The 21,155-nt window shown below is 53.4% G+C and carries 15 protein-coding genes; 4 read left to right on the forward strand and 11 right to left on the reverse strand.

Features of this window, described 5'->3' with window-relative positions; translation table 11 throughout:
- Positions 1 to 45: 45 nt before the first annotated feature.
- From FHS27_RS31680 to FHS27_RS19180, 3 genes are all read right to left on the reverse strand, one after another.
- Positions 46 to 594, reverse strand: coding sequence for a glycosyl hydrolase (locus FHS27_RS31680; RefSeq protein ID WP_184306615.1), 549 nt, complete (start codon positions 592 to 594; stop codon positions 46 to 48).
- Positions 595 to 945: 351 nt separating this feature from the next.
- Positions 946 to 2,346, reverse strand: a complete 1,401-nt coding sequence (locus FHS27_RS19175; protein ID WP_246420221.1) for a transposase — start codon at positions 2,344 to 2,346, stop codon at positions 946 to 948.
- 274 nt (positions 2,347 to 2,620) lie between these two features.
- Complete coding sequence (locus FHS27_RS19180) at positions 2,621 to 3,721, reverse strand: glycoside hydrolase family 43 protein (RefSeq protein WP_184306498.1); 1,101 nt, start codon at positions 3,719 to 3,721, stop codon at positions 2,621 to 2,623.
- A gap of 39 nt (positions 3,722 to 3,760) precedes the next feature.
- On the opposite strand from FHS27_RS19180, the gene FHS27_RS19185 reads away from it, so the two are divergent.
- Both FHS27_RS19185 and FHS27_RS19190 read left to right on the forward strand, forming a co-directional pair.
- Positions 3,761 to 5,092: an IS256 family transposase gene (locus tag FHS27_RS19185; protein ID WP_184306499.1), complete on the forward strand. Its 1,332-nt coding sequence runs from the start codon at positions 3,761 to 3,763 to the stop codon at positions 5,090 to 5,092.
- A 667-nt stretch (positions 5,093 to 5,759) separates the two neighbouring features.
- Entirely contained in the window at positions 5,760 to 7,661 is a 1,902-nt protein-coding gene (locus tag FHS27_RS19190; RefSeq protein WP_184306500.1) for a family 43 glycosylhydrolase, read from the forward strand.
- Positions 7,662 to 8,134: 473 nt separating this feature from the next.
- Here the strand turns inward: FHS27_RS19190 and FHS27_RS19195 are convergent, their stop codons facing one another.
- From FHS27_RS19195 to FHS27_RS19210, 4 genes are read right to left on the reverse strand one after another with little or no spacing between them, the layout of a single operon-like run.
- On the reverse strand, positions 8,135 to 9,553 hold the full coding sequence (locus FHS27_RS19195; protein ID WP_184306501.1) for a FecR domain-containing protein: 1,419 nt from the start codon (positions 9,551 to 9,553) through the stop codon (positions 8,135 to 8,137).
- Positions 9,550 to 10,083 (reverse strand): sigma-70 family RNA polymerase sigma factor, encoded by a 534-nt coding sequence (locus tag FHS27_RS19200; RefSeq protein ID WP_184306502.1) that lies wholly within the window; start codon positions 10,081 to 10,083, stop codon positions 9,550 to 9,552. The genes FHS27_RS19195 and FHS27_RS19200 overlap by 4 nt, the downstream gene beginning before the upstream one ends.
- Positions 10,076 to 11,110: a hypothetical protein gene (locus tag FHS27_RS19205; protein ID WP_246420224.1), complete on the reverse strand. Its 1,035-nt coding sequence runs from the start codon at positions 11,108 to 11,110 to the stop codon at positions 10,076 to 10,078. Before FHS27_RS19205 ends, FHS27_RS19200 begins: the two co-directional genes overlap by 8 nt.
- A 23-nt stretch (positions 11,111 to 11,133) precedes the next feature.
- Complete coding sequence (locus FHS27_RS19210) at positions 11,134 to 12,987, reverse strand: FAD-dependent oxidoreductase (RefSeq protein ID WP_184306504.1); 1,854 nt, start codon at positions 12,985 to 12,987, stop codon at positions 11,134 to 11,136.
- 268 nt (positions 12,988 to 13,255) lie between these two features.
- On the opposite strand from FHS27_RS19210, the gene FHS27_RS19215 reads away from it, so the two are divergent.
- Positions 13,256 to 14,389, forward strand: coding sequence for a DUF1559 domain-containing protein (locus FHS27_RS19215; RefSeq protein ID WP_184306616.1), 1,134 nt, complete (start codon positions 13,256 to 13,258; stop codon positions 14,387 to 14,389).
- A 3-nt stretch (positions 14,390 to 14,392) separates the two neighbouring features.
- Complete coding sequence (locus FHS27_RS19220; protein WP_009094190.1) at positions 14,393 to 14,569, forward strand: hypothetical protein; 177 nt, start codon at positions 14,393 to 14,395, stop codon at positions 14,567 to 14,569.
- Between the two features lie 319 nt (positions 14,570 to 14,888).
- Here FHS27_RS19220 and FHS27_RS19225 read toward each other — a convergent pair whose 3' ends face one another.
- The 4 genes from FHS27_RS19225 to FHS27_RS19240 form a co-directional block, all read right to left on the reverse strand.
- A complete protein-coding gene (locus FHS27_RS19225; protein WP_184306505.1) occupies positions 14,889 to 15,794 on the reverse strand; it encodes a fumarylacetoacetate hydrolase family protein in 906 nt (301 codons plus the stop codon).
- Positions 15,795 to 16,017: 223 nt separating this feature from the next.
- Positions 16,018 to 19,551 carry a caspase family protein gene (locus tag FHS27_RS19230; RefSeq protein WP_246420227.1) on the reverse strand — a complete coding sequence of 1,178 codons (3,534 nt, stop codon included), beginning with the start codon at positions 19,549 to 19,551 and terminating at the stop codon, positions 16,018 to 16,020.
- Between the two features lie 172 nt (positions 19,552 to 19,723).
- Positions 19,724 to 20,503: a hypothetical protein gene (locus tag FHS27_RS19235; protein ID WP_184306506.1), complete on the reverse strand. Its 780-nt coding sequence runs from the start codon at positions 20,501 to 20,503 to the stop codon at positions 19,724 to 19,726.
- Between the two features lie 171 nt (positions 20,504 to 20,674).
- Complete coding sequence (locus tag FHS27_RS19240; RefSeq protein ID WP_184306507.1) at positions 20,675 to 21,133, reverse strand: gamma-glutamylcyclotransferase family protein; 459 nt, start codon at positions 21,131 to 21,133, stop codon at positions 20,675 to 20,677.
- Positions 21,134 to 21,155: the final 22 nt, after the last annotated feature.

The raw sequence follows: 21,155 nt of genomic DNA on the forward strand, positions 1-21,155 counted from the left end.
TCAAAACGAACCGACAGAGCGTGATGAAACCCTCGGTAAATTCAACTATGTTCTACCAGCATGAAATCCCGAAGTTATTTCCGAACAGCTCCTAAAATAAGGATTACGGGGTGCAGGCTTCGCCAATGGTGCGTTGAATCTGGCTGGCCCTTTCATTTGCGTCGTACTGGCAACGAGATGTTGCATAGACTGCTCTGGATCCACCCAAGGCCCACCACTACCGGCCCACCCCGGACCGGAGCCCAACGTCAATTCAATCCCGAGTCTTTCACATTCGTGAACGGCATGTGCAAAGAGTTCTTGCCATTGGTCACTTAGAAAATCAACACTGCCACGCGGAACCCCAACGTTGACTTCCAGAAAAATGAGGTTGCCGATCCCAGCCTCCTTCATCGACTCCAAGTCCGCTGTAATTCCCTTCCGATTGAGATGTCCATCCATGACGTACCAGTAAACACCAGGCCGAGCCGAGTCGGGTGGATTTTGGAACCGTTCAAACAACCCAACTGGATCCCCACAAACGGCCACCGGCCCGCAAAGAGACAACGTCGCCAGTAAAATGCAGAAAGTTAACAGGCTGATCAAACGCGACATGATTTCCCCAACTAAAAGCGTGGTATGAGTATCCAAACGACAATGTAGTGCATGCTTTTCATTTGCGTTGTAGAAGGATCGCAATCGCGTAGCCTAGGCCACGATGAAGTCGCAGCAAGACAACCTCTTTTCTACTAGGCAACCTTCACGGGCAACTGTTGTACTGGACGTTGTAGCATAGCAGGCAGGAGTGCATCCTCTTGCTTCCATTGTCGCCAAGTGGTGAGAACCATTTGTTCACCTGGGATCAGCAATCCATCGGCGACAGGCCTCTCATATAAAGCGCATCTAGCGCAAACTGCATGAGAATCAGCAAAAAGTCAACTGATTTCAGCTTAGCAGCCTGTTGATTTACGCCCAATCACCGGTCATCGACCAACGAACTTGGGCTTTGGATGAAATTGGTCCTGTTTGAGTTGAAGCGGACCAGCAATCGGTCGTTGATTCGATGATTTCGCTGTTATGGCGATCTAGGATACGGAAGAAGCTCCCAAAAGCCGACACGGCACGTGCGGCCAGCAACGCGGCGTGTCTTGGTTTGCCTGCTCCGATCAGCGAACGCATGATCCGGCCCAGATTATGAGCCATTGCCGCGCTCATGTATCGCTTCTTGACATCCTCTATTCCGCGAAGCCACGTTCGTCGTGAGCCGCCCGTCTCGCAAAGATGAGCGAACGTGCGTTCGACTCTTTCACTGCGTTTGCGTTGCAACTTGCGACCTCGCGCGCCCAACGTGTTGCGGCGATTACGTCGATACGACTCTTTGACTGGCTCAGGTTTGTTCTTCCACTTTCGCTTGCTCGATCGGTGCGGCTCCGGGATGTAGGTTCGCATGCCGGTCTTGTTCTGCAATCGGTCTAAACAGTCTTCGCTGTGGTACCCCTTGTCGGCAACCACTTCCTCGATGTTGTGATCGCAATCCGTGGCGTCCACATTGGTTTTTGCTGTGTTAACGGTGTCTTCGATCGTGGCGGTGTCACCCGAGTCACCGTGATAGATCTCGGCGGCCACAATCACGTCGGTATCAAGATCGACGGCGTTTTCGGCTTTGTACTTTAAGTGAAAACGCCCGTCTTTCATCTTGCCAATCCGAGCATCAGGATCTGTTTCGCTCTTCCACTGCTCGTTGCTGACCTTCTTCTTGTCTTTGCGTGACTTGTCGAAGCGACGCAATTCATCGTCTGATGGATCGCTTTTGCCTGTCTCTTCTTCGTACAGCTTTTTCAGGTAGGCCCGCCAATCATCGCCGTTATCTTTGCGAACGATGCTCTTGAGTGATGCGTTGGCTTCGAGGTCCGTTGCGTCGACGCCGATCGTCTTGCCTCGAAGCAGTCCGTTGTCACGGGTCGCTTGCAGGATCAGCTCAAAGGCAAACTGGTGGATCTCCATCGGCAGTCGTTCGCGGGTGAGCGACAGCGTGCTGTGATCGGGCGTGGATTCTCCGGGGCCGTAGCCAAGGAAGCGAGCCAGCGATCGGCTGTCGTCGCACCGCCACGCAATGCCTCGCTGGGAGGAGATGTCTTCGAAGTAGCCGATGAAGATCATGCGGAAATAGATGCCCGGTGGAAGGCATTTGCGTCCCATCTTCTGGTAGAACGGCTCGACGGCCAACTCCAGTTTGCCGTCGAAATCGATCTCGGCGAGTAACTGATTGAGCCGGTCGTAGAAAACGTTCCGCGGTCCGTTGCTGAGTTTATCGGCAGTGACCCAGAACGTGTCCTGGCGTTCTCGCCTTCGCTTGCCAAGTGCCATCAATACCTCTCCAAAATGTGATGCATAGAAGATAGCGCGAGCGTGTTGAAAATCAACAGGCTGCTAGGGTCTCAGCGGCATCTAGAGCAGATGCGGCAATGAGTCGCAATGAGCCAGAATCACTATCAGCACAGTGACGTTCTGCTGATTTGATTTGCCTAACCATCTCGGCCGCCCCTACAGCAAACGCACACTAAACTCTTTGTGTGCCTAGGACTTACGCCAAGTAGTCGAGGTTCCAGCCGGCGACTCGGCGACGCATCCACCTAGCTGCTTAGTCGTTTAATTCCGCGGACAAGGTCCGCTTCTTTACCCCTTCCATCGTTAACTGAATCGGCTTGATATTGCCATCTTCATCAAAGTACATGTATTCAATACAGGTCTCACGATGATTCCCGTTTTGCGTATTCAAAGGTCGACGGTGGTAAATCATGTACCACTCGTCTGTACCGGGAATATTTATAACAGAGTGATGCCCCGCCCCCCGTGCAACATTGGGATCCTGCTGAAGCACTTTACCGATCCGCTTAAATGGCCCCAGTGGCGAATCAGATTTCGCATACGCAACACTGTAATCAGGACCACCCCAACCACCCTCTGACCACATCATGTAATAGACACCATTGCGTTTCAACACGAATGCCCCTTCGACATACGATTCCGGTGTAATCTCCTTGTATGTCTCACCATCTTCAAACGGCACGAGGCTGAGACAATCCTGGCTTAGTCTGACGACGTTACAATGCCGCCAGCCACCGTAATACATGTAAATTTCACCATCATCATCACGAAACACAAATTGATCAATTGGCTGAGCTCCGTTCTGAAACGTGCTAACAAGCGGTTTACCTAATGCATCTTGAAACGGGCCTCCTGGATGATCAGCGACTGCAACACCAATTCCCCCAAGTTCCTGATCACTCTGAATGTCGTTTGCACCGAAGAAAAGGTAGTACTTGTCGTTGGCGTGAAAAATTGCTGGTGCCCAGATCGAATAGGCAGCCCACTTCACATTGGTAATATCCAAAATGCGAGAATGCTTTTCCCAGTTGACCAAGTCATGCGAAGAGAATGCATCAAGGAAAGTCTGCTTGAGATATTGTGGATTGATCGTGTTCTTTTGCAATTTCACCTGCTGATCGGTTAGCTCAGATGGCTTCGCTTCAATGCCGAAATCATCTGAAAAAGTGGGATACACCCAGTACTGATCAGCGAAGATTGCACCTTCGGGGTCAGCGTACCAACCTGTAAAAATGGGATTCCCGGATTGCCCCTGCTGTTTCATTAGCGGCTTCGTCTCCTGAGCCAAAGCGACCACTGTCGTCGACAGCACGACACAAGAGAACAAAAGAAAGCTGAGAGATTGCATCTTCATTGCTTGCATATCTTGATGGGTAGGGAAGTGTCCCAATAATTGTTGAAAGTTGAAAGATGGTCTCCCGAGGGGCAGAATCTGCCCTTCGCAACTTTTCAATATTCGTCGGCGGCAACCGACGGGGAGACCATCATGAACGAAGCTAATCTTTTGGAATCACTGGGGCAAGTTTCTGCCTCGGAAACAGGGCAAGTCTTTCGCGACTTTTTGCGAGGTCACGTGCGTGAGATGATCTGTGAGGTCATGGCCGCGGAGGTGACCGAGTTGTGCGGCCCCAAGCATGATCCTTCGCCGAGCGATCACTATCGAGCTGGTTCAAGTTCAGGCCGTGTGCTCTACGAAGGCGAGCGTGAAGACGTCGTCCGCCCTCGAGTTCGTCAGAAGTCCGTTGATGGATCGAGCCACGAAGTCGAACTGACTACCTATCGCGTCGCCAAAGATCCTCAGCAGTTGCAGGCCCAGATCGTTCAGGCGATCGTCTCGGGCGTCAGTGCCCGCAGTGTCGAAGACATCAAGCCAAACTCTCCCGGTGTCAAAAGGTCAAATGTTTCGCGACTCTGGCAAGAAGCCGGAAGCAAGTTTGTGGAAGAGCTTCGAGGCAAGGATCTGAAGGCAACGAAGTGGTGCGTATTGATGCTCGACGGCATTCATTTGAGCAAGGATCAGACAGCCGTGGTAGCTCTGGGAATCGACAGCGAAGGCCGCAAACAGGTTTTGGATTTTGCACTTGGCAGCAGCGAAAGCCTGGAGGTTTCGCGTGAACTGATGAGCCGAATCGTTCGACGCGGGTTCACTTGCGAGCATCGCCTGTACGCAGTTCTCGATGGCAGTGATGCTCTTCGCGGGGCGGTCGTTGAGTTCTTTGCCGATGCCGTCATCCAGCGTTGTTTGGTTCACAAGGAACGCAATATCAAGGGCAAGCTTTCCAAACGCCACTGGGGCGAGCTGTCGCGTTTGTTCACGCGACTTCGCAGCGTCCAAGGAATCGAGGCCGCCGAGGAAGTATTCGGCGAGTTGAAATCACTTTTGGAGCCGATCAATGCGGAAGCTTACCGGAGCCTGCACGAAGCCGGTGGCGACCTGCTGGCGCTTCATCGCTTGAACGTCCCCAACACGCTGCACCGAACTCTGCTGAGCACCAATGCGATCGAAAACTCATTTTTGAACACACGCCGCAAGCTTGGCCGCGTGACCCGCTTTCGAGCCGAAACGGATCAGGCCGCTCGTTGGCTTTCGTATGCGTTGCTCGAAGCCGAGAAGGGCTTCCGACGAATTTCCGGACATAGCAAAATGCCATTGCTCATCGCCGCATTGCAACGCCCCGAACAGGCATCCGGCGAATCGACTTCGCCTCCCATTTTCATCGCCTAGGCGATGAAAATGGGAGGCGAGTCATTGAAGTTAAAAACCCGAAACCCTACGTTTTAATCAGAGAGGCCATCGAGAGTTTCAACAACAAATGGGACATCCCCATGGGTAGAGCGTGTTGCGCGCAGACCAAAATCTGCGACTAGCGTTGCGGGATCTTTGAATACATCGTTTCTCGCAGACCGAACCATCGTTGAATACTAAGAGCAAACACCCAGACGAAAAAGTACACGTAGCAGAAACAAACAGCGGAAGGAGCAAGAGGGGACTCGCAACTCCCCACTTGCCATCTATCTTAAAAATCGCATTAGGTTTCTCATTGCCGCCTTTGCTTCACCCAATTTGCGTGAAAGCCGCGAACGTCTATCCTTCGAGTAACGACAATCTGCGGACGATGTTCGTTCCGCCAGAGCGGTGATGCACCGTCCCCCGTTAGCTTTCATGCCAATTCAACCTGGTTCCGTAACACGTGCAAAGACTTGCGACCAATCGTTTTGGCTTAAATTGCATCGAGGCGATCCAGTGAATCCCTTACCGCAACAAGTTTTCAGACCACCATCTGACTGAATCACCGACATGACATTTTCTCTAGAGACTCTGGGAACGGTTTGTCGTGGTGACGTTCGGGTCTCGTCTGTAACGCGAAACCTTTTTGGACAATCGAACCGTGATGATGAGTACACTTGAGACCGCCTCCGTGTTGACCAAATGTGACTCCAACACACCTTGGTGGGGTCTCGTTGTGTCGAGCATTTTTTTTGCTTTCTCCATTCCCGCAGTCGCCACCGAGCCTTCCGTCTTAGGTTACGAGCGTCAGGGTCAAGATCCTGCGGACCTTTCGGGACGCCTGATAGTACCGATGGTTCATTCGCGAGCAGCGTTGCCCAGAACTTACACAGAGCAACCTCAATCGAGCACTAACGAAGCAATGCGTCTGTACGGATCCAGTGTTTTGTTACAGCTCCCCCAACAGACCACCGAACGGGGAACGTTAGAAACACGTTTAGTGATTCAAAACCAAAGGCGTTTGCAGGATGGCTCCGGAACCGAAACCGACCGCATGCAAGAGACGTACGTAAATCCGGTAATCGCTGGCGACATCCCAGACCCCACAATCATACGCGTGGGGGAAATCTACTATGCCGCGGGAACGAGTTGCGACTTTGCCCCCCACTATCCTCTGTATGAATCATCCGACCTTATTAATTGGGAACGAATAGGATCAGTCTTCCGTGACACTCCTAATTGGGCGTCGGACGATTTCTGGGCGCCCGAGCTTTTTTACCGCGACGGGACATTCTATGTCTACTACACCACAAAACGCAAAGACAACCGAATCGCCTGCATTGGAGTGGCAACGACAAAAGACATCCGACAAGGGTTTACCGATCATGGAATCATCATCGAATGGGGCGAAGAAGCAATTGATGCATTCGTTTTTGACGATGACGATGGAAAAAGATACATCACCTGGAAAGCCTATGGTTTAACTGACGGACGCCCGATTGAGATACTTGGCTCAGAACTAAGCGAAGATGGGTTAAGCTTGCTTGGGGATGCGTTCACCTTGACAGACCACTCGCGTGGATGGCAGGGGGCGGGAGATGAGGGACAATGTTTGGTAAAACACGAAGGTTATTATTATCTGTTCTATTCCATCGGTGGTTGCTGCGACAATCGATGCGATTACCGGGTTAAGGTTTCGCGATCAAAAAACCTGAAGTTCGGGTGGGAGCAATTACCAGATCCGATTCTTTCCGGTGGTAAAGAATGGAAATGCCCCGGACATGGCACCCTGGTAACAACGGCCGACAATCGTCACTTCTACCTCTATCATGCTTATCACGCCACTGATTTCGAATTCATAGGTCGCCAAGGGATGCTTGATGAAGTTGAGTGGGATGCTGAAACAGGATGGCCACATTTCAAGAACGGAAGCACGCCCTCCGCGAGGGCGGAACTCCCCTTTAAAAAAACAGAACAAAAGCGAGCAACCGTTTGGGAAGCTGACTTTACCTCGGACAAGAACTTAGCTTTTTTAGAATGGGACACCAATCATTCCAAACCGTCCATTGAAGTAGCCAATGGCCAACTTCGCATCAAACCCTCCGACAACGAAATCGCTTTTGTAGGACTGCGGCCAAGCACTGGCAACTATTCTGTTCAGGCGGAGGTTCTTCAAGGTGACGGAATGAGTGGAATCGGTCTCTACAGTAATCAACAAAACTACTTGGCCCTGATGATCGACCGCGCCGAGCTGATCCTGGCACGAACAAAAGATGGCACAACACAAGTTTTATCAAAGCAAATCATTGGGGACAGGAAGTCGCTGCTACTAAGGTACGAAGCAGTTGGTGGTCGCAATTGCCAGTTTTCCTGGTCGGAGAACGGGGCCGACTGGTCGCTAATCAATGTCAATAACGGGAACCCTATTGATGCGAACTCCATCATTCAATGGGGTTCTTCTCCTCGTGCGGGACTGATGACAAAAACGCAGAACAATAGCATTCTCGCTTTTCAGTCGCTGAGAATTGAGTACGATTTCCGAGAGCAACCAGACCAGCGGGAATGAACGGACATCGTTCCATGGCCCTCTTCAATACTCGCCAGTCGCTTTTTAGCCGCAAGAAACGTCGCATCAAGACTGCAGCGTGCGTGTTCTCAGCCGACCGATGACCACAGACATGGCAAGAATCCAAAGCAGGATAGGGACATCTCAAACTCTCGCGTATCTATTACGCGTTCTTTCATTTCCCTTCGTTCACAAACGATTTGGTTGAGATTCAATTTGCTTTAGCGACAGCAAAATGGCATTGACCGAATCAGCCCGTGTCTGATGCACAGTGTGCTAACAATCGCTTGGTGGTAATTCGATGCTTCCAGACCTACCAACACGCTTATAAAAAGACCATTTTTCCGGCGTGGTCTTTCGCTCGCGATTCAGGTTTTGATTGATGCGAAAATGCAGCTTATAAATGGAATGAGGAGGGCGAGTAGAATTTCACGGCGTTTAAATCACTAATTTAACTCGAGGCGTTGAAATCTTTATTCACCAGCCGGCGGTTTCACTTGCAGACGCAACGTCGGTGGACTGGCCGTTGGATGAGTGCGGTCTGCAAACCCATGAACATAGCTTTTGGACCCCGCTTCCGGAGTCACGCGAGTCACGGCGAGCGTCACGGTTGATCCCAAACCGTCTTGGATGAACTTTTGCAACCGAGGGTCAGTGACGATGAATTGCCCTTGAGGCTTCGATTGTGCGATAACAAATTCTCCGAGCAACTGCACCTTGTCCAGATCCAGGTCGTGCGTCTTGTGAAGTCGTGCGGGGAAATTGAACCGATTAAGAGTTTGCGAACTCCAATCGATGTTGAACTCAGGCTTAATCCCATAAACACGAAAGGTGGAATCAGGCACTTGCGAGATGTACCCCATCCCTGTTGGGATGCCTTCTAGCCTTAAATCAACCTGCGACAGGTCCAGCGTACTGACACTCGTAAGGTCAAAACGAATGAACGCTTTCCTGTTCCATTCCTGGCATCGTGAGTGTTTCACCAACAACGCATGTTCTGGACGCGGAAACTCCACGCCTTCTTGATCGGGTCCCGTCGTGACATCGCCTTCGTCCCCAGTGCCGTACGCCGAACTGACATGAATCACCTTATCATGAGCCCCGCGGATTGATTCGTTCTCTAGCGATCGTTCATCAGGTTCCCAAAACATTTCCGGATTAACGTTTTCGCCAGGAGAGGCTTGTTTTGAAGTATTGACGGTCAATTGACGTCCACGCCCCAATCGCCTTTCATCGACCTTGCCTTCCAGTACATCAAGGCGTGCGTGGCCGACCTTGTCAACGAACACACCGAACTTCGTTCCGCCATCGACGATTTCCGCACCCGGTGTTTCCACAACGAAGCCTTCACCACCTTTGCTCACCGATCCGACGATACTTCCCGAATGCAGTCGACAACGTTCAGCGGAAATCAGCTCGATATCGACGGGACCTTCCATCGAAACGGTGACTTTCGAGAACTGCAATTCGGCGATTCCAGAGATCAGCCGCAAACGGCCCGATTGCAATTCTTGCCCCACTGATGTTGGCAACGTTCCGGTTCCCCAGTGGCAGTTCGTCGACGACAGAATCGTCGCAACCGGTTTCGGATTGGATCGAATCCATTCCCAACTGATCGAAGCGGTGAACAACAGCGTCGCGGCAACGAGGGGAGCATACCGCCAAAACAAATTCATGCGGTTGCTCGCTGACGAAGACTGGGTCACCGGCGGTTCATAATCAGGCAGCCCGTCCCATAGCAACGCGGCATCTTGATTGGCGTGTTCGATGTAGTCGTCGAGCAATTCGTTAGACGATTCGAGATATTGACGCAAATCATCGACATCGGATTGCGACGCCGTGCCATCGAGGTAAGCGTCTCGCAGTTGTTCGTAGGATTCTCGGTGATTCATTTGCCAAGTCCTTCTTGAGAAAGCGTTCGATCGACACAGGTGTGCAGATCCTCGCGAATTCGGCGTAACATTTTGTAAGCAGCATCTACGGTGGAGCCCATATCCTTCGCAATCGTCTCGATGGTGAAGCCGATTCGATAGCGTTTATCGACGAACATCCTTTTCCGCTGTGGCAGCTTTTTGACACACCGTTCCAGCGCATCCAGTCGGCTTTCAAAGTACGCCGACTTTTTTTGCTGGCGTTCTGAGATCAACATCAGGGTGTCGGTGTCAAAGAACGGACGTTTCGCCCGTCGCTTGGACGTGAACGCGCGAACCTGATTCAAGGCGACAGTGCAGGCCCACGCCCGGAAATTCGTGCCGTGCTGGAATTGGTGATATTCCCTCCAAAGCACAAGGTTTGTTTCCTGCAATACTTCGTCGGCATCATTTCGATGGGGAATCAGCGAATGGATGTATTGAAACAACGTACGTTGAGACTCGGTTAAGAGTTGAATGAATTCGGCAGTTTCTTCGTTGCTGTCACTCATGGGTTTCTGCTTTCGCTCGGGCGGCAGAGTAGGTTACAATCGGATGCGACTCACGAACTTCGATGAATTCGGGTCGCGGCACATCCAATTTAGCCAAAAACAAATCAACAATGCCGCGAGCGGTCGTTACGGATTCCAAGTCGTAGCGAATATTCCCATCGCTCTGCAAACCGCCTCCATGCCCGGTCAGTTCCAATATCGCATGCGGAGTTTCGCTATCGACATCAATCAACGCTGTGTAAAGCAACGACGGCTGTCCCCATTCGACGTCTCTCCACTGCTCATTGACGTCGCCGGGCAAGTTAACTTCTACGCAAACGACAAACCGGTTGTCCTCTCCAGGCGTGAGATATCCATCCAATTCGAAACGGTGGTTCTGAGTCGCTCCGGTCATGCCGTCGACGTCACCCTTGGCATCAACTCCAGATACGGCGGTGTAGGCATGTCGCCAAATCGGTAGCACATCACTACGACGCAGCGTTGCATCACGACCGGAAACCTCGTCGCGGTAAGCAATCGATTCATCGAGGTACAGCGTTTCGATCATCGTGCCGGTTGTCGACTCAACCCAAACTGCGGTCGTGGGGAGTTCGTCGAGCCATGTGGAATATCCCAAATGAATCGACAGTGATGCATTCGTGTCCTGTTTGGCCTTCCTGACAACGATTCGTCGATGGGGCATTGTTTGCCCGAATCCCACGAGCGACGAGCTACGGACAATTTGCAGTCGCTCACGCACCTCGTAACTTTGGTCCATCAACCAATTGGTGGGTGGCAACGCCGTAACGGACGCGACCAGCACGCCCCCCCAAAACACCACAACGCTGGTTCTCAGAATCGGCCCGATTACTTTCGACCGGATTGCAAACGCGGAACGGAGATAGGGGATCCGCCCCAACACATGCTTGACAATCAATGCCGTACAAACGACGCCGGATACCACGTGCAAACGCGTGTTGGTCTGCGAGAATGGCAACAGAAACACCAACACGCCGGTCAAAACCAGAGTGCTAAAGACAAGCAACAATGCAAGATTGACCCAGTGCCGCATCAGGTGGATTGATCCTCAAATCCGATCAAACGGCGCAGCTCCTGCATGTGCTTTTTCCCTACTTCGCGAGGCGTCGCTTGGTGAGATTTGCACAACGCGGCGGCATACCCGGTCGCGACTCCCATTTGTCCACAAGTGTTCATGACCCGCGGTCCGGCGAGTCCAATGTGTGAGCAACTGAAACACCGACCGGCCATCATCAGGTTGTCGATGTCCTTCGAGTAAAGACTGCGAAACGGAACGAAATACTCGCCGCCGGTCTTGTAAAACAGCGCTTTGGACAGGAAGTCCACCGGGTTCCCCTTGAGAACCTGTTGATAGTGCGAATCGATCTCTCGGGTTTCCACCACCACCGCATCTTCGAATGAACGGCGTTCGGAAGCATCCTTCATCGTGTAGATGTGGTCACCGATCAGTCGTCGCGACTCACGTTTACCGCCGACAAAGGACACCCACTTCAGTGCCCAGGGAGCGTTCTTGGGATGACGCTTCGCGTTAGAGAACGAACCATAGATGGCTCGCAACATGTGATCCCGGATGAGTTCGGCATCTTTGACTTGATCGAGGTCGTTGTCGGAATACTCCCAGTACCATTCGCCAGCCGTCGCTTCGTGATCCTTGGCGACCGGCATCGCCCAAGGGACGTCCGGAAACACGCTTCGTTGACTGGTCTTTTCGGCGTTCCAAAGGACTGATGTTCCCATCACGCGTTGATCGGGCGTTTCAGGACTCCAGAGATCACCATGCTTGGGCCACGCTTCGTCGAATTCGGTATGCGATTCTCGCCCGATTCGGTACTCAGCGCCCGCCCAATATCCCAACCACCCATCGCCAGTCGCATCGACAAAGACAGGTGCGTAGAAACGGCGAAGACGTCCGGTTGCGACTTCTCTGGCTTCGACACTTTCGATTCGGCCGTCGTTCTTGGATAACCCACAGGCGATATGACCGGAAAAGAGTTCAACGCCTGAGGCAGCCATCGCGGCCTCTCGCTTTTTCTGATCCTTGCGAGCGAGTTCGCTTCCGTTGGGATAGTGTTCGGTGTCGATTTGCTGAAGAATTCCGCCTGCGCGTCCATGGATACCCAAGGTGTGAACGCGAATTTCCTCGGACGCGTTACCGCCAAAGATAGGCCGGTCTTGTATCAAGGCGACTTTCAACCCTTGGGACCTTGCGGCGAGTGCCGCGCCGCATCCCGAGATCCCTCCGCCCACGATCACAAGGTCGAATTTCTTTTCTTCCACCTTCCATGATGATCTTCCGGACGTTTGATCTTTCCATCGCACGACCTCACCCGCGTCGTCCGTCGGAAGCGATGGCGTCGACGACTTTGAGAAATAGATTGCATCGCAACGACCGTCGAACCCGGTCAGGTCGGAGAGTTGGATTTGCACATCAGCCGGATCGGTGATCTCAACGCTGCCACCTTTTTGCCAATGCCAATGAGTGTCTTCGGTTCCGAAATCGGAAGACAAAGTTTCGTTGTTGATTGTGACGCGGAAACGCCCCGGCGATTTCCATTGCCCTTGGCACCAATCTCGCGTTCTTACCCAAACGTTCCAGGTCCCTGCTTCGGGAAGCTTAACCTCTGTACGTGCATCCTCTACGGGACTGCCCATTCCGTGAGCCAACAAATAACAGCCGCCCATTTGTTGGTAATGTTGGGTATCCAGTTTCCAACCACCAAAGTCTCTGAACTGACTGGCCTCCACCAACACACCTTCCGCTACGGGATTCGATGCTGTCGATTCACTTTCGCGTCCCATGCAGTATCCGGGTGCGGTTGCGGAGAGGACGCCCACACCACCGACCACTCTGAGAAATCCTCGTCGTCCAATCTGATAATTCTTCATCGTATTTCTGTGTCGCTAGCAGGCATTCATGAGATTGTTTGGATGGATGTGATCCGTTGACCAACATGAATGAAGAGTCCACGTCGCTGTTTTTTGGACATCAAAAAGGACATTTCTTCGATTTTGTGAAGAAACAATGTCCAAAATCTATCGCCTCCCCCTCTGGATTACGTGGGCACAACAACCGCTGTCGATCATCTCCGGGTGATGGATTCCCGTTGGCTGCTCTGTTTTTCTACTCATTCACAAAGGAATACGTACCGTGAGAATGCGCACGAAACGAGAAGCATTTACGCTTGTCGAACTTTTGGTCGTGATTGCGATCATCGGGGTCTTAGTTGGTCTTTTACTGCCAGCGGTACAAGCGGCTCGCGAAGCCGCTCGTCGAATGTCGTGTGGCAACAATTTCAAACAGATTGGATTGTCACTGCACAATTACCATGCGGCCTACAACCAGTTGCCTCCCAATGGCACTGGTCCAGAATATGCCGCTCAACGAGGACTCAGTCCATACATCGGGATGCTGCCTTTCATGGAACAGCAAGGGTTGTGGGAAATGATGTCTAACCCGTTGGCACCCGAGGCGGGTGAAACGCCAACGGATACGACCGCCAATGGATCATGGCCACCGTTTGGCCCTCGCCCGTGGGTAGATTTGAACGAATACGATCCCTATCAAATGCAAACACCAACGTTGCGATGCCCATCGGATCCAGGAATATCGCCGTTAGGTACAGGCATGATCAATTACGCTTTCTGTCACGGTGATGCCAGTTTGCGTGTCGGCTACCCACCATCGAGTCAGTGGGCCGATCGCGGCGTGTTTCGCGGGATGTTCATGCGTGACACGCCACGCAAGTTCCGCGACGTCTTGGATGGTTTGTCGAACACAATCGCGATGACCGAGATCATGACAGACCTAGGCGACCGTGGCGTTGGAGGATCGGTCGTTGATCGAACTTACTTCCCTAACAACGATGCGATGGGATCTGATTTGACTGTCTGCACCGCGGTAATCGATCCGGATCGACCACAGTTCATTGAAAACAGCGTGACGCTGTGGAATAGCGGCGGAACCTCTCGCGGGGGTCGCTGGTGGAACGCCCACTTAATGATCAGCGGCATGAATACCGTGCTGCCACCAAACTCGCCCACATGCGCAATGCAGTGGGGAACGTCGTGGCAGTCGGGCGTCTTCAGTGCGTCGAGCCACCACCAAGGCGGCGTCCACGTGTTGATCGCCGATGGCGCGGTGAAATTCGTTACCAACTCCATCGAAGCGGGCGATCGCAAGGCAAAGAGCATCTCCAAGAACTACGGCAATGTCGGACAAAAAAGCCCCTATGGTCTGTGGGGAGCATTAGGATCCATTGCTTCCAAAGAAACCATCGAAGGATTTTAAACGATGAAAACCAAACGAATGATTCGGCCCCTGTGCGTTGCCCTCGGATTACTGTTACTTCCCGCATGTTCGCAGAACGGTGGGGAAGCACAAAAGTTGACGCCGCCTGACAACGTGGACTGGGCAGCGATCGAAGCGCAAGGCGAAGCCATCGCGGAAGCGCAAAACGAAGGCGAATAGCCGTTCACAAGTCGACGTCGAGTCTTCAAGCGGACGGCCGTTTGAAGACGACGTCGACAGGTGGTTCCATGACCACGAGAACTATCCGTATGATTGTTTGGTTGGATTGAAACCCAGCCATCCGAGGACGAGTTCCTCGATCACATTCAGTGTGATCCGGATCACGCAATGACACGTTGCTATCTTGCGAGAGCAATCGTTGACGCAAGCTTAAAAAAGCCATCGGTTCCAGAATAAAAATCGACGTTCGCCAGGACGTGATGCACCGTCGGGCAACGATGGCGACGGCAAACCCCTCTTCGTTCTAGCCAGGCGAAACTTAGCGAGATGTAACTTCATCACGGCACGGGTTAGTCAAGCGACCGATGCCTTCGATCTCGACGGTGCAGACGTCGCCGTCGGCGAGGAAACGCGGCGGATTGCGTGCGGCACCGACGCCCGGTGGCGTACCGGTGAAGATCAAGTCTCCCGGACGCAGCGTCACAAATCCGCTGAGGTGTGAGATCAACGTCGGGATATCAAAAATCAATTGTGCCGTCGTGCTGGACTGAGCCAAGTCGTTGCCGAGATACATCTTCACGCTCGCGTCGGAACCGTCACCGAATTGCGTTTTGGTGACGATCGCCGGACCAACGGGTGCAAAAGTGTCAAACGTTTTACCGAGCAGCCACTGGCCACCGGGGCGTCCTTTTTGCCAATCACGGGCCGACACGTCGTGCCCGGCGGTAAACCCGAACACATAATCCATCGCGTCCTCCTTGCTGACGTGACGCGCGGTGCGTCCGATCACAACGACGAGCTCCGCTTCATAGTCGACCTTCTGACTGAGGGTGGGCAGAACGATCGCGTCTCCGTGACCGATCAGGCTGCTGTTGAACTTACTAAAGACGACGGGCAATTCAGGTGGCTCCGAGCCGGTTTCAATCGCGTGATCGAGATAGTTCAAACCGATGCAGATGACCTTTTCCGGATTGTTGACCGGCGGTAACAACTTCGCGGGTGCGTTGATCCACTGCGACGCGGCCGGATCAGGCAATTCGGCGATCTGCTCAGCCGACCACGCAAAGATTTGATTGTCCGTCGCCAACACTTCCTCGGTCGCCTCGTCGGTAATCGAACTAAGCGGACAAACCTTCGCGGGGCTCGATGCGTCCGATCCGTGTGACTGATAAAGGGCAAATCGAACTTTCCCAGACGAATCGATGTAGCGACAAAAAGCGGTCATGGTGCGTGCGTGGGTGGAGGAGTGAAGACAGTGAATATTCAGGCACACCAATCATAACGAACCGCGTGCAGGTTGCCGCGGGGTAGGGTAGGGCGGCGAGGCAGAGCAGGGCAGTCGAATCGGGGCAGGGCAGGCTGAAACGGGGCAGGGCAGGGTAGGGCGATTCGGGGCAGGGCAGGGCGGTAGGAACAGCGATGTGGGGGCAGCGTGATGCGATGCAAAATCAATCCGTCACCAGTGCCGAGGGGCCGTGCGGCGATACTGCCACCGGGACCGAAAACAATGGCGGGTCGCTGACGTTGAGTGGCTTCTTTCCCGATGGATGTTGTCTTTCATCGGTCATCTGCGAGACACGACGCGTGAGGAACAACTCGGCTTCGAGGAAGCTGAGATAGCCATCATTGTCACTGTCAGCGGCCTTCGTGTGCAAAGCTTCTAACAAGGCTTCCGTAAACGCACCGTTCTTCCAGTCAGAATGTTCAATCGATTGTTCCTCGCCCACACAGGAAACGATGTACATCAGTTGCTGTTGCCGCCACGGGTCAACGCCACGCTTATTAAACGGTTGAAAGTTGCGGTGCGTTTGGATGCCGCCGGCGTGACACGTGTCGAGCAATGCGATCTTTTTGCTGGTTCCGATTTTACGTTCCAACCAGGGCTCGAAATCGTTCATGTAGATGGCGGCTTGCTCAAGATTTTCCGGATCAATGTCGTAGGGTGCGAAGAACCATTCATCCCAAGGATCAAACGCACCATGGCCGGCGAGATACAAAATCGCGACGTCTCGCGGGTCGTTTGCTTTGCGTGACATCCATCCCATCGCACCACGGATTTTGCTCGACGTCGCGTTTTCGTTCGTAAGCAGTTTGCACTCAACCTCACCGTACATTCCGCGGTTCATCGTTTGACAGGCTGCAACGAAGTCAGTGGCGTCCTGGTGAGCGTACCGTAGGCTCAGATCCTCTCGTTCATACCGGCTTACTCCGATTGCGAGCACATACAAATTTGGCTTGACCGATGTCGCCACTCTTTGTGCACGACGCTGGATCAACATTCTCGCCGTTTGGCTGTGCGCGTGGTCGTGAGCGGCAACCAATTCGATCTGATTGCTGCCCGGTTCCAACTCAATGGTTTGCGCGACGTTCATCAGAACCCGATCACCCCGGCTGTACGTACGCGTAACTCGGTAAGACGTGCGTGGCGAGTGACCGTTGACTGCGAAGCGGATCGAGTCAACCGGAAGGTGACTCTGGGTCGAGATTTCGGCTTCAACAACAATCTCAGCTTCATCGGTTTTGAATAAACGATCGGGCGAAGTTAGCCTTACCAAGGGCGGTGCGATATCCGCCAAATCGTCAGGCAGTTGGTTGGGTGCCGCCGGTACCGATTCAGGTGCGACCGCCAGGGTCGGTTGGCCGGTGACCGTTTCGACTCGCATCCCAAGTGCTCGCAACTTTTGATCGATCAGCTTGGGTTGATAGAGGACTGACTGAAACTGCTGGGCGCGATGGAAATTAGCGGGCTCATGGCGTTGCCCGTTGAGGTGAAATCCAATGAAGCGTTCTCCGTTCGGGCTGGCGTCGTATCGCCCTTGGGCATCCCAAACGACCCACTCTCCTCCGCTCGAAAAGAACACACTGAGATTGGGTTCGACATAGTCGGGTGCTTCGCTGAGACGGACGTTTGCGTTCTGAAGTGCGGTGGTCGGGCCCGGTTCTTGACGTGACTGTCCGGCCAAGACGGGTTCGCGATGATTCATATCTCGGAGCCAGCGGATTTCGACGTTTTGGCCGGCACGATAGTCCCGGTCGAGCATTCTTTTCATCCGTTCGTAAAACGGCAGGCCGTCGAATGAGAGAATTTTGTCACCAGGAATCAGCCCCACCCGCGCCGCTTCACTGCCCGGCGGCACCTCCATGACTTGGTTTCCCCAACAGATCGCATCGAGATCGCCGAGCGTTCGCGGGGCGGATATTTCCCAGAAGCGGACGGTTCCGTCAAACGACGAACTGACAAAGTTCCGACCGTCTGGTGAGACCGAGATTGAGGAGACGACCGAATCGTGGCCTAGAAAGACTCGCTTGACCGCCAATCGACCGTTGCGAAAGCCGACCTGTAATAAACGACCACGCTGCGTCCCGACCAAAATCGGCGCCGGATCCGACATCACGTTGGCATTGGGCAAAAACGCAAACGCGGTCGGCGTGTCGCCATCACCCGCAAAAGCGAACTCGCGGATATCAAACGTCGTTTCGCCGACCGTGCGATTGTTCGCGTCCGATTCTCTCAGTTGCAACGTGCCACTGCCGGGCGAAGTGCGAAGGTGATACCGTCGACCGGTCGCTCGATCCATGTGAACCGGGTTGGCTTCGCCGGTCACGCTCGCCGCCTGCTTAGCGATTCGCCGCGGCTGAACATTCCACTGGTGAGTGATCGCACCGGCAACGTTATAACGATATTGATTCTGCGGCAGAGGCGCCGTTGAGATCAGCAACCGTTTGGAATCATAGGGCCAAACGACTCGGTATATCGGCAGTGCGCCGGAGCGGATGCGGTGGATGCGCTCCATCGTATTGAGATTCCAAATGTGAATCTCTCCCAGCGCATCGGCGCTGGCGGCCAATCCTAATTCAGTCTTTACCGTCACCGCGGTGGGAAAGAAACGATGCCGATCATAATAGAGCGATGGCGGTCCGGTAGGCTGTTTCCAAACACCGATCCAGTATTCACTAACGCGTTCGTTTAACTGCACGGTAGATCCGGCGATCGTCATGTGATCGTTGTCGCCGAGGAACAAGCTTCCTACGTCCAACAATTTTTCGATCGTGTGCGGATTCTCTTCTTGAATTTGTTTCAACTTGCGATCGACCGCTTTGGCGGCGCACGCCGGACAGGCCCGATTGAGCACCTCTTGGCGGAGCAGATTGCCAGTAATCGGTGAATTCAATTCCGATGTTCCGTTGTCAACGACAGTGTCACGGGTGCCCAAGAAGTATCGACGAATCTTCGGCGGCAATGGATCCGCGTTACCGATCGCACGCCTCTGCGACGTCGACACAAACTGCACACTGCGACCGTCACAATGAATCAGAAATTCGCTGCCACTCGGAAATCCGAAATAGGCAAATTCGATGTTCGATGCCGTCCGTGGATCGTATCGCAGGTTCACCGTGAACGGGTCACTCGTCGTTCCCGCCTCGGCATTCCATCGAGACACGATCATGGTACCGTCGCAGCTCCATGTCGCGAGGAATCTCCCGTCGGGCGAAAACGCGACTCCTGACGTGCATCCGGAGTGGCCCGGCAACAAACCGTGAATACGGTCAGGGCTGTTGAGTGAGTAAACCCGCGTCGAACCCAATTTCGTATTGTCGCTTACGCCGACGATCAAAAAGCGTCCATCGGGAGAGAACACAACACTGTTAATCGTGCCAACTAACAATCCATGCGGCTCCTGAAAGCCGCGGAGTGTCGACCACAACTGTCTCGAATCCAATTTCCAAACGCGGACCGTTTTACCATCGGCGGCCGCCAACCATTTGCGATCATGACTGATGTCCAACGCCGTGACCCAATTGCCACGGACGCCTTCCGGGTCGATCACTAATTGCCGCTCGGCGGCGTAACCCGAGTCCGTCTCGGCGGCGCGGGCAATCCCGGCAACGCTCGCCCAAAATCCGGTTAATAGCACGCTGCCTATCAACAATCGACGCCCGATTCCCATGTCAGCCAAACAGGTTGATGTTTTATAGGTCATGAGGGAGCCCAAAATATGTCAACAGTCCGAGGTCGGAGAGCAGCGTATCGCTACGCTATCCCGATCCAGTACATACCGAAATCCACGTCGCACCGGACAACGTTTTAGTTTACGCGATGTCGCGAGAACGTTTCAGCGTGTAGAGCGAAACAAATTCCCAAGGCAAAATCCTTCAGTCGTGGCGAAACAAATGATAGGTGAATGCTCCCAACAATTCGTCGGGCTCGGCGGCATGACAATCGACGCATTGGTCGCTCGCCCGAATTGCCCCAAGCATCGAAACTCGAGATGCCGTCCGTTCAACAATGAGATTCTCGCCCGCCCGGAGCCTTTCAGCGGCCTGGGTCTCGAACGCATTGAGTAGGCGGGTAGGAACTTGGTCGCTTTTAAGACAATGCATTTTCGGCAGTTCGCTTTCGTCGTAAGCAACGGGCTGACTAAACCGATCCAAACTGACTAGCTGTACTAGATCGAGCTTCCACACGTCGGAGTCTTGTCCGCGTAAATATTCACCTGACATCTTCGACAACGTGGGATGCTCGGCGTCCTTTGCCCGAGTCCCCAGCGCCCCCCACATTCCATAAGGATTCTTGGCGGTCGGATCAGCTCGCTCATCCGAAAACGCGTTGGCGTCTTCTATAAATCGCACTGCGTCATCACCTATGAGTACATGCCGACCGCCGCGGGAGATCCCCAATCCATCGGCGGCGCGGAACCCTTCCGTGTTCGCTCGATGCAGTGCATCGGGGGTGGTTTCGAACAATTCGATTTGCAGCGGATCCAGATCGATTTCAGCTTCATCGATCGAAACGACAGAATCCAAACGCTCCGGCACATGGACTTCACTCCGTGCCGGGTTGGGCAACGGCTCGACAGCCGATTCTCTTCCGCGGCGAAGGACTGCGACGACTGTCAAACAGAGAACCATCGCCAAGAACAGATAGGATCGCATTTTTAAGTTCCCAGTCTCATTCCTTGGTCCCCCGCAACACATGTAGCGACGACACGCCCCAGTGTATCAAAAATAAGTGGGGTATCAAAAATGGGTGGCGCATCAGGAAGAGACAAGGATCTGAAAAGTCGCATTGTCAAAACAGTCGACGATCCAGGAATCCGTGCCGAATCAAGCCGGTGGCCAACGGACGCACTGGGTTACGTTCGGACGAATGCGAACGAAGCCGTCGAGTTCAGGTGGAGTGGCGTAGTGATATCCCCACGCTTTGCCGATGCAATCATCCGAGGTGATTTCGGATTGATCGATTGAGTCAGACCGATACACCTCAACAACCACACGATCGTAGAGGTTCGCGGTACCGGGCTGGTGCGTGCCTTCGACGGCATCGATCACCTTCAGCACCTCGGCCAAGTACGCACGCTCAAATTGCCAAAGCTCACCCTGTACACGGTCGTCTCCCACGGTCAGGGCAGGGTAGTCGGAGCGGCCATAAAGAGCTCCGCAAACCCAACCCGGGGTAACGGCGAGCGGTGGATGCGGCCAGCACCTCTCGCGACACTGCCCTCGGCAGAGTGTTCCATAGACGAAGAAACTGTCGATCAAATTCGAGTCAGGCGAGGTTGGCATGATAGTGAGAACAACTCAAAGA

It is taken from the genome of Aporhodopirellula rubra, from assembly GCF_014192335.1.
Lineage (GTDB): Bacteria > Planctomycetota > Planctomycetia > Pirellulales > Pirellulaceae > Rhodopirellula > Rhodopirellula rubra.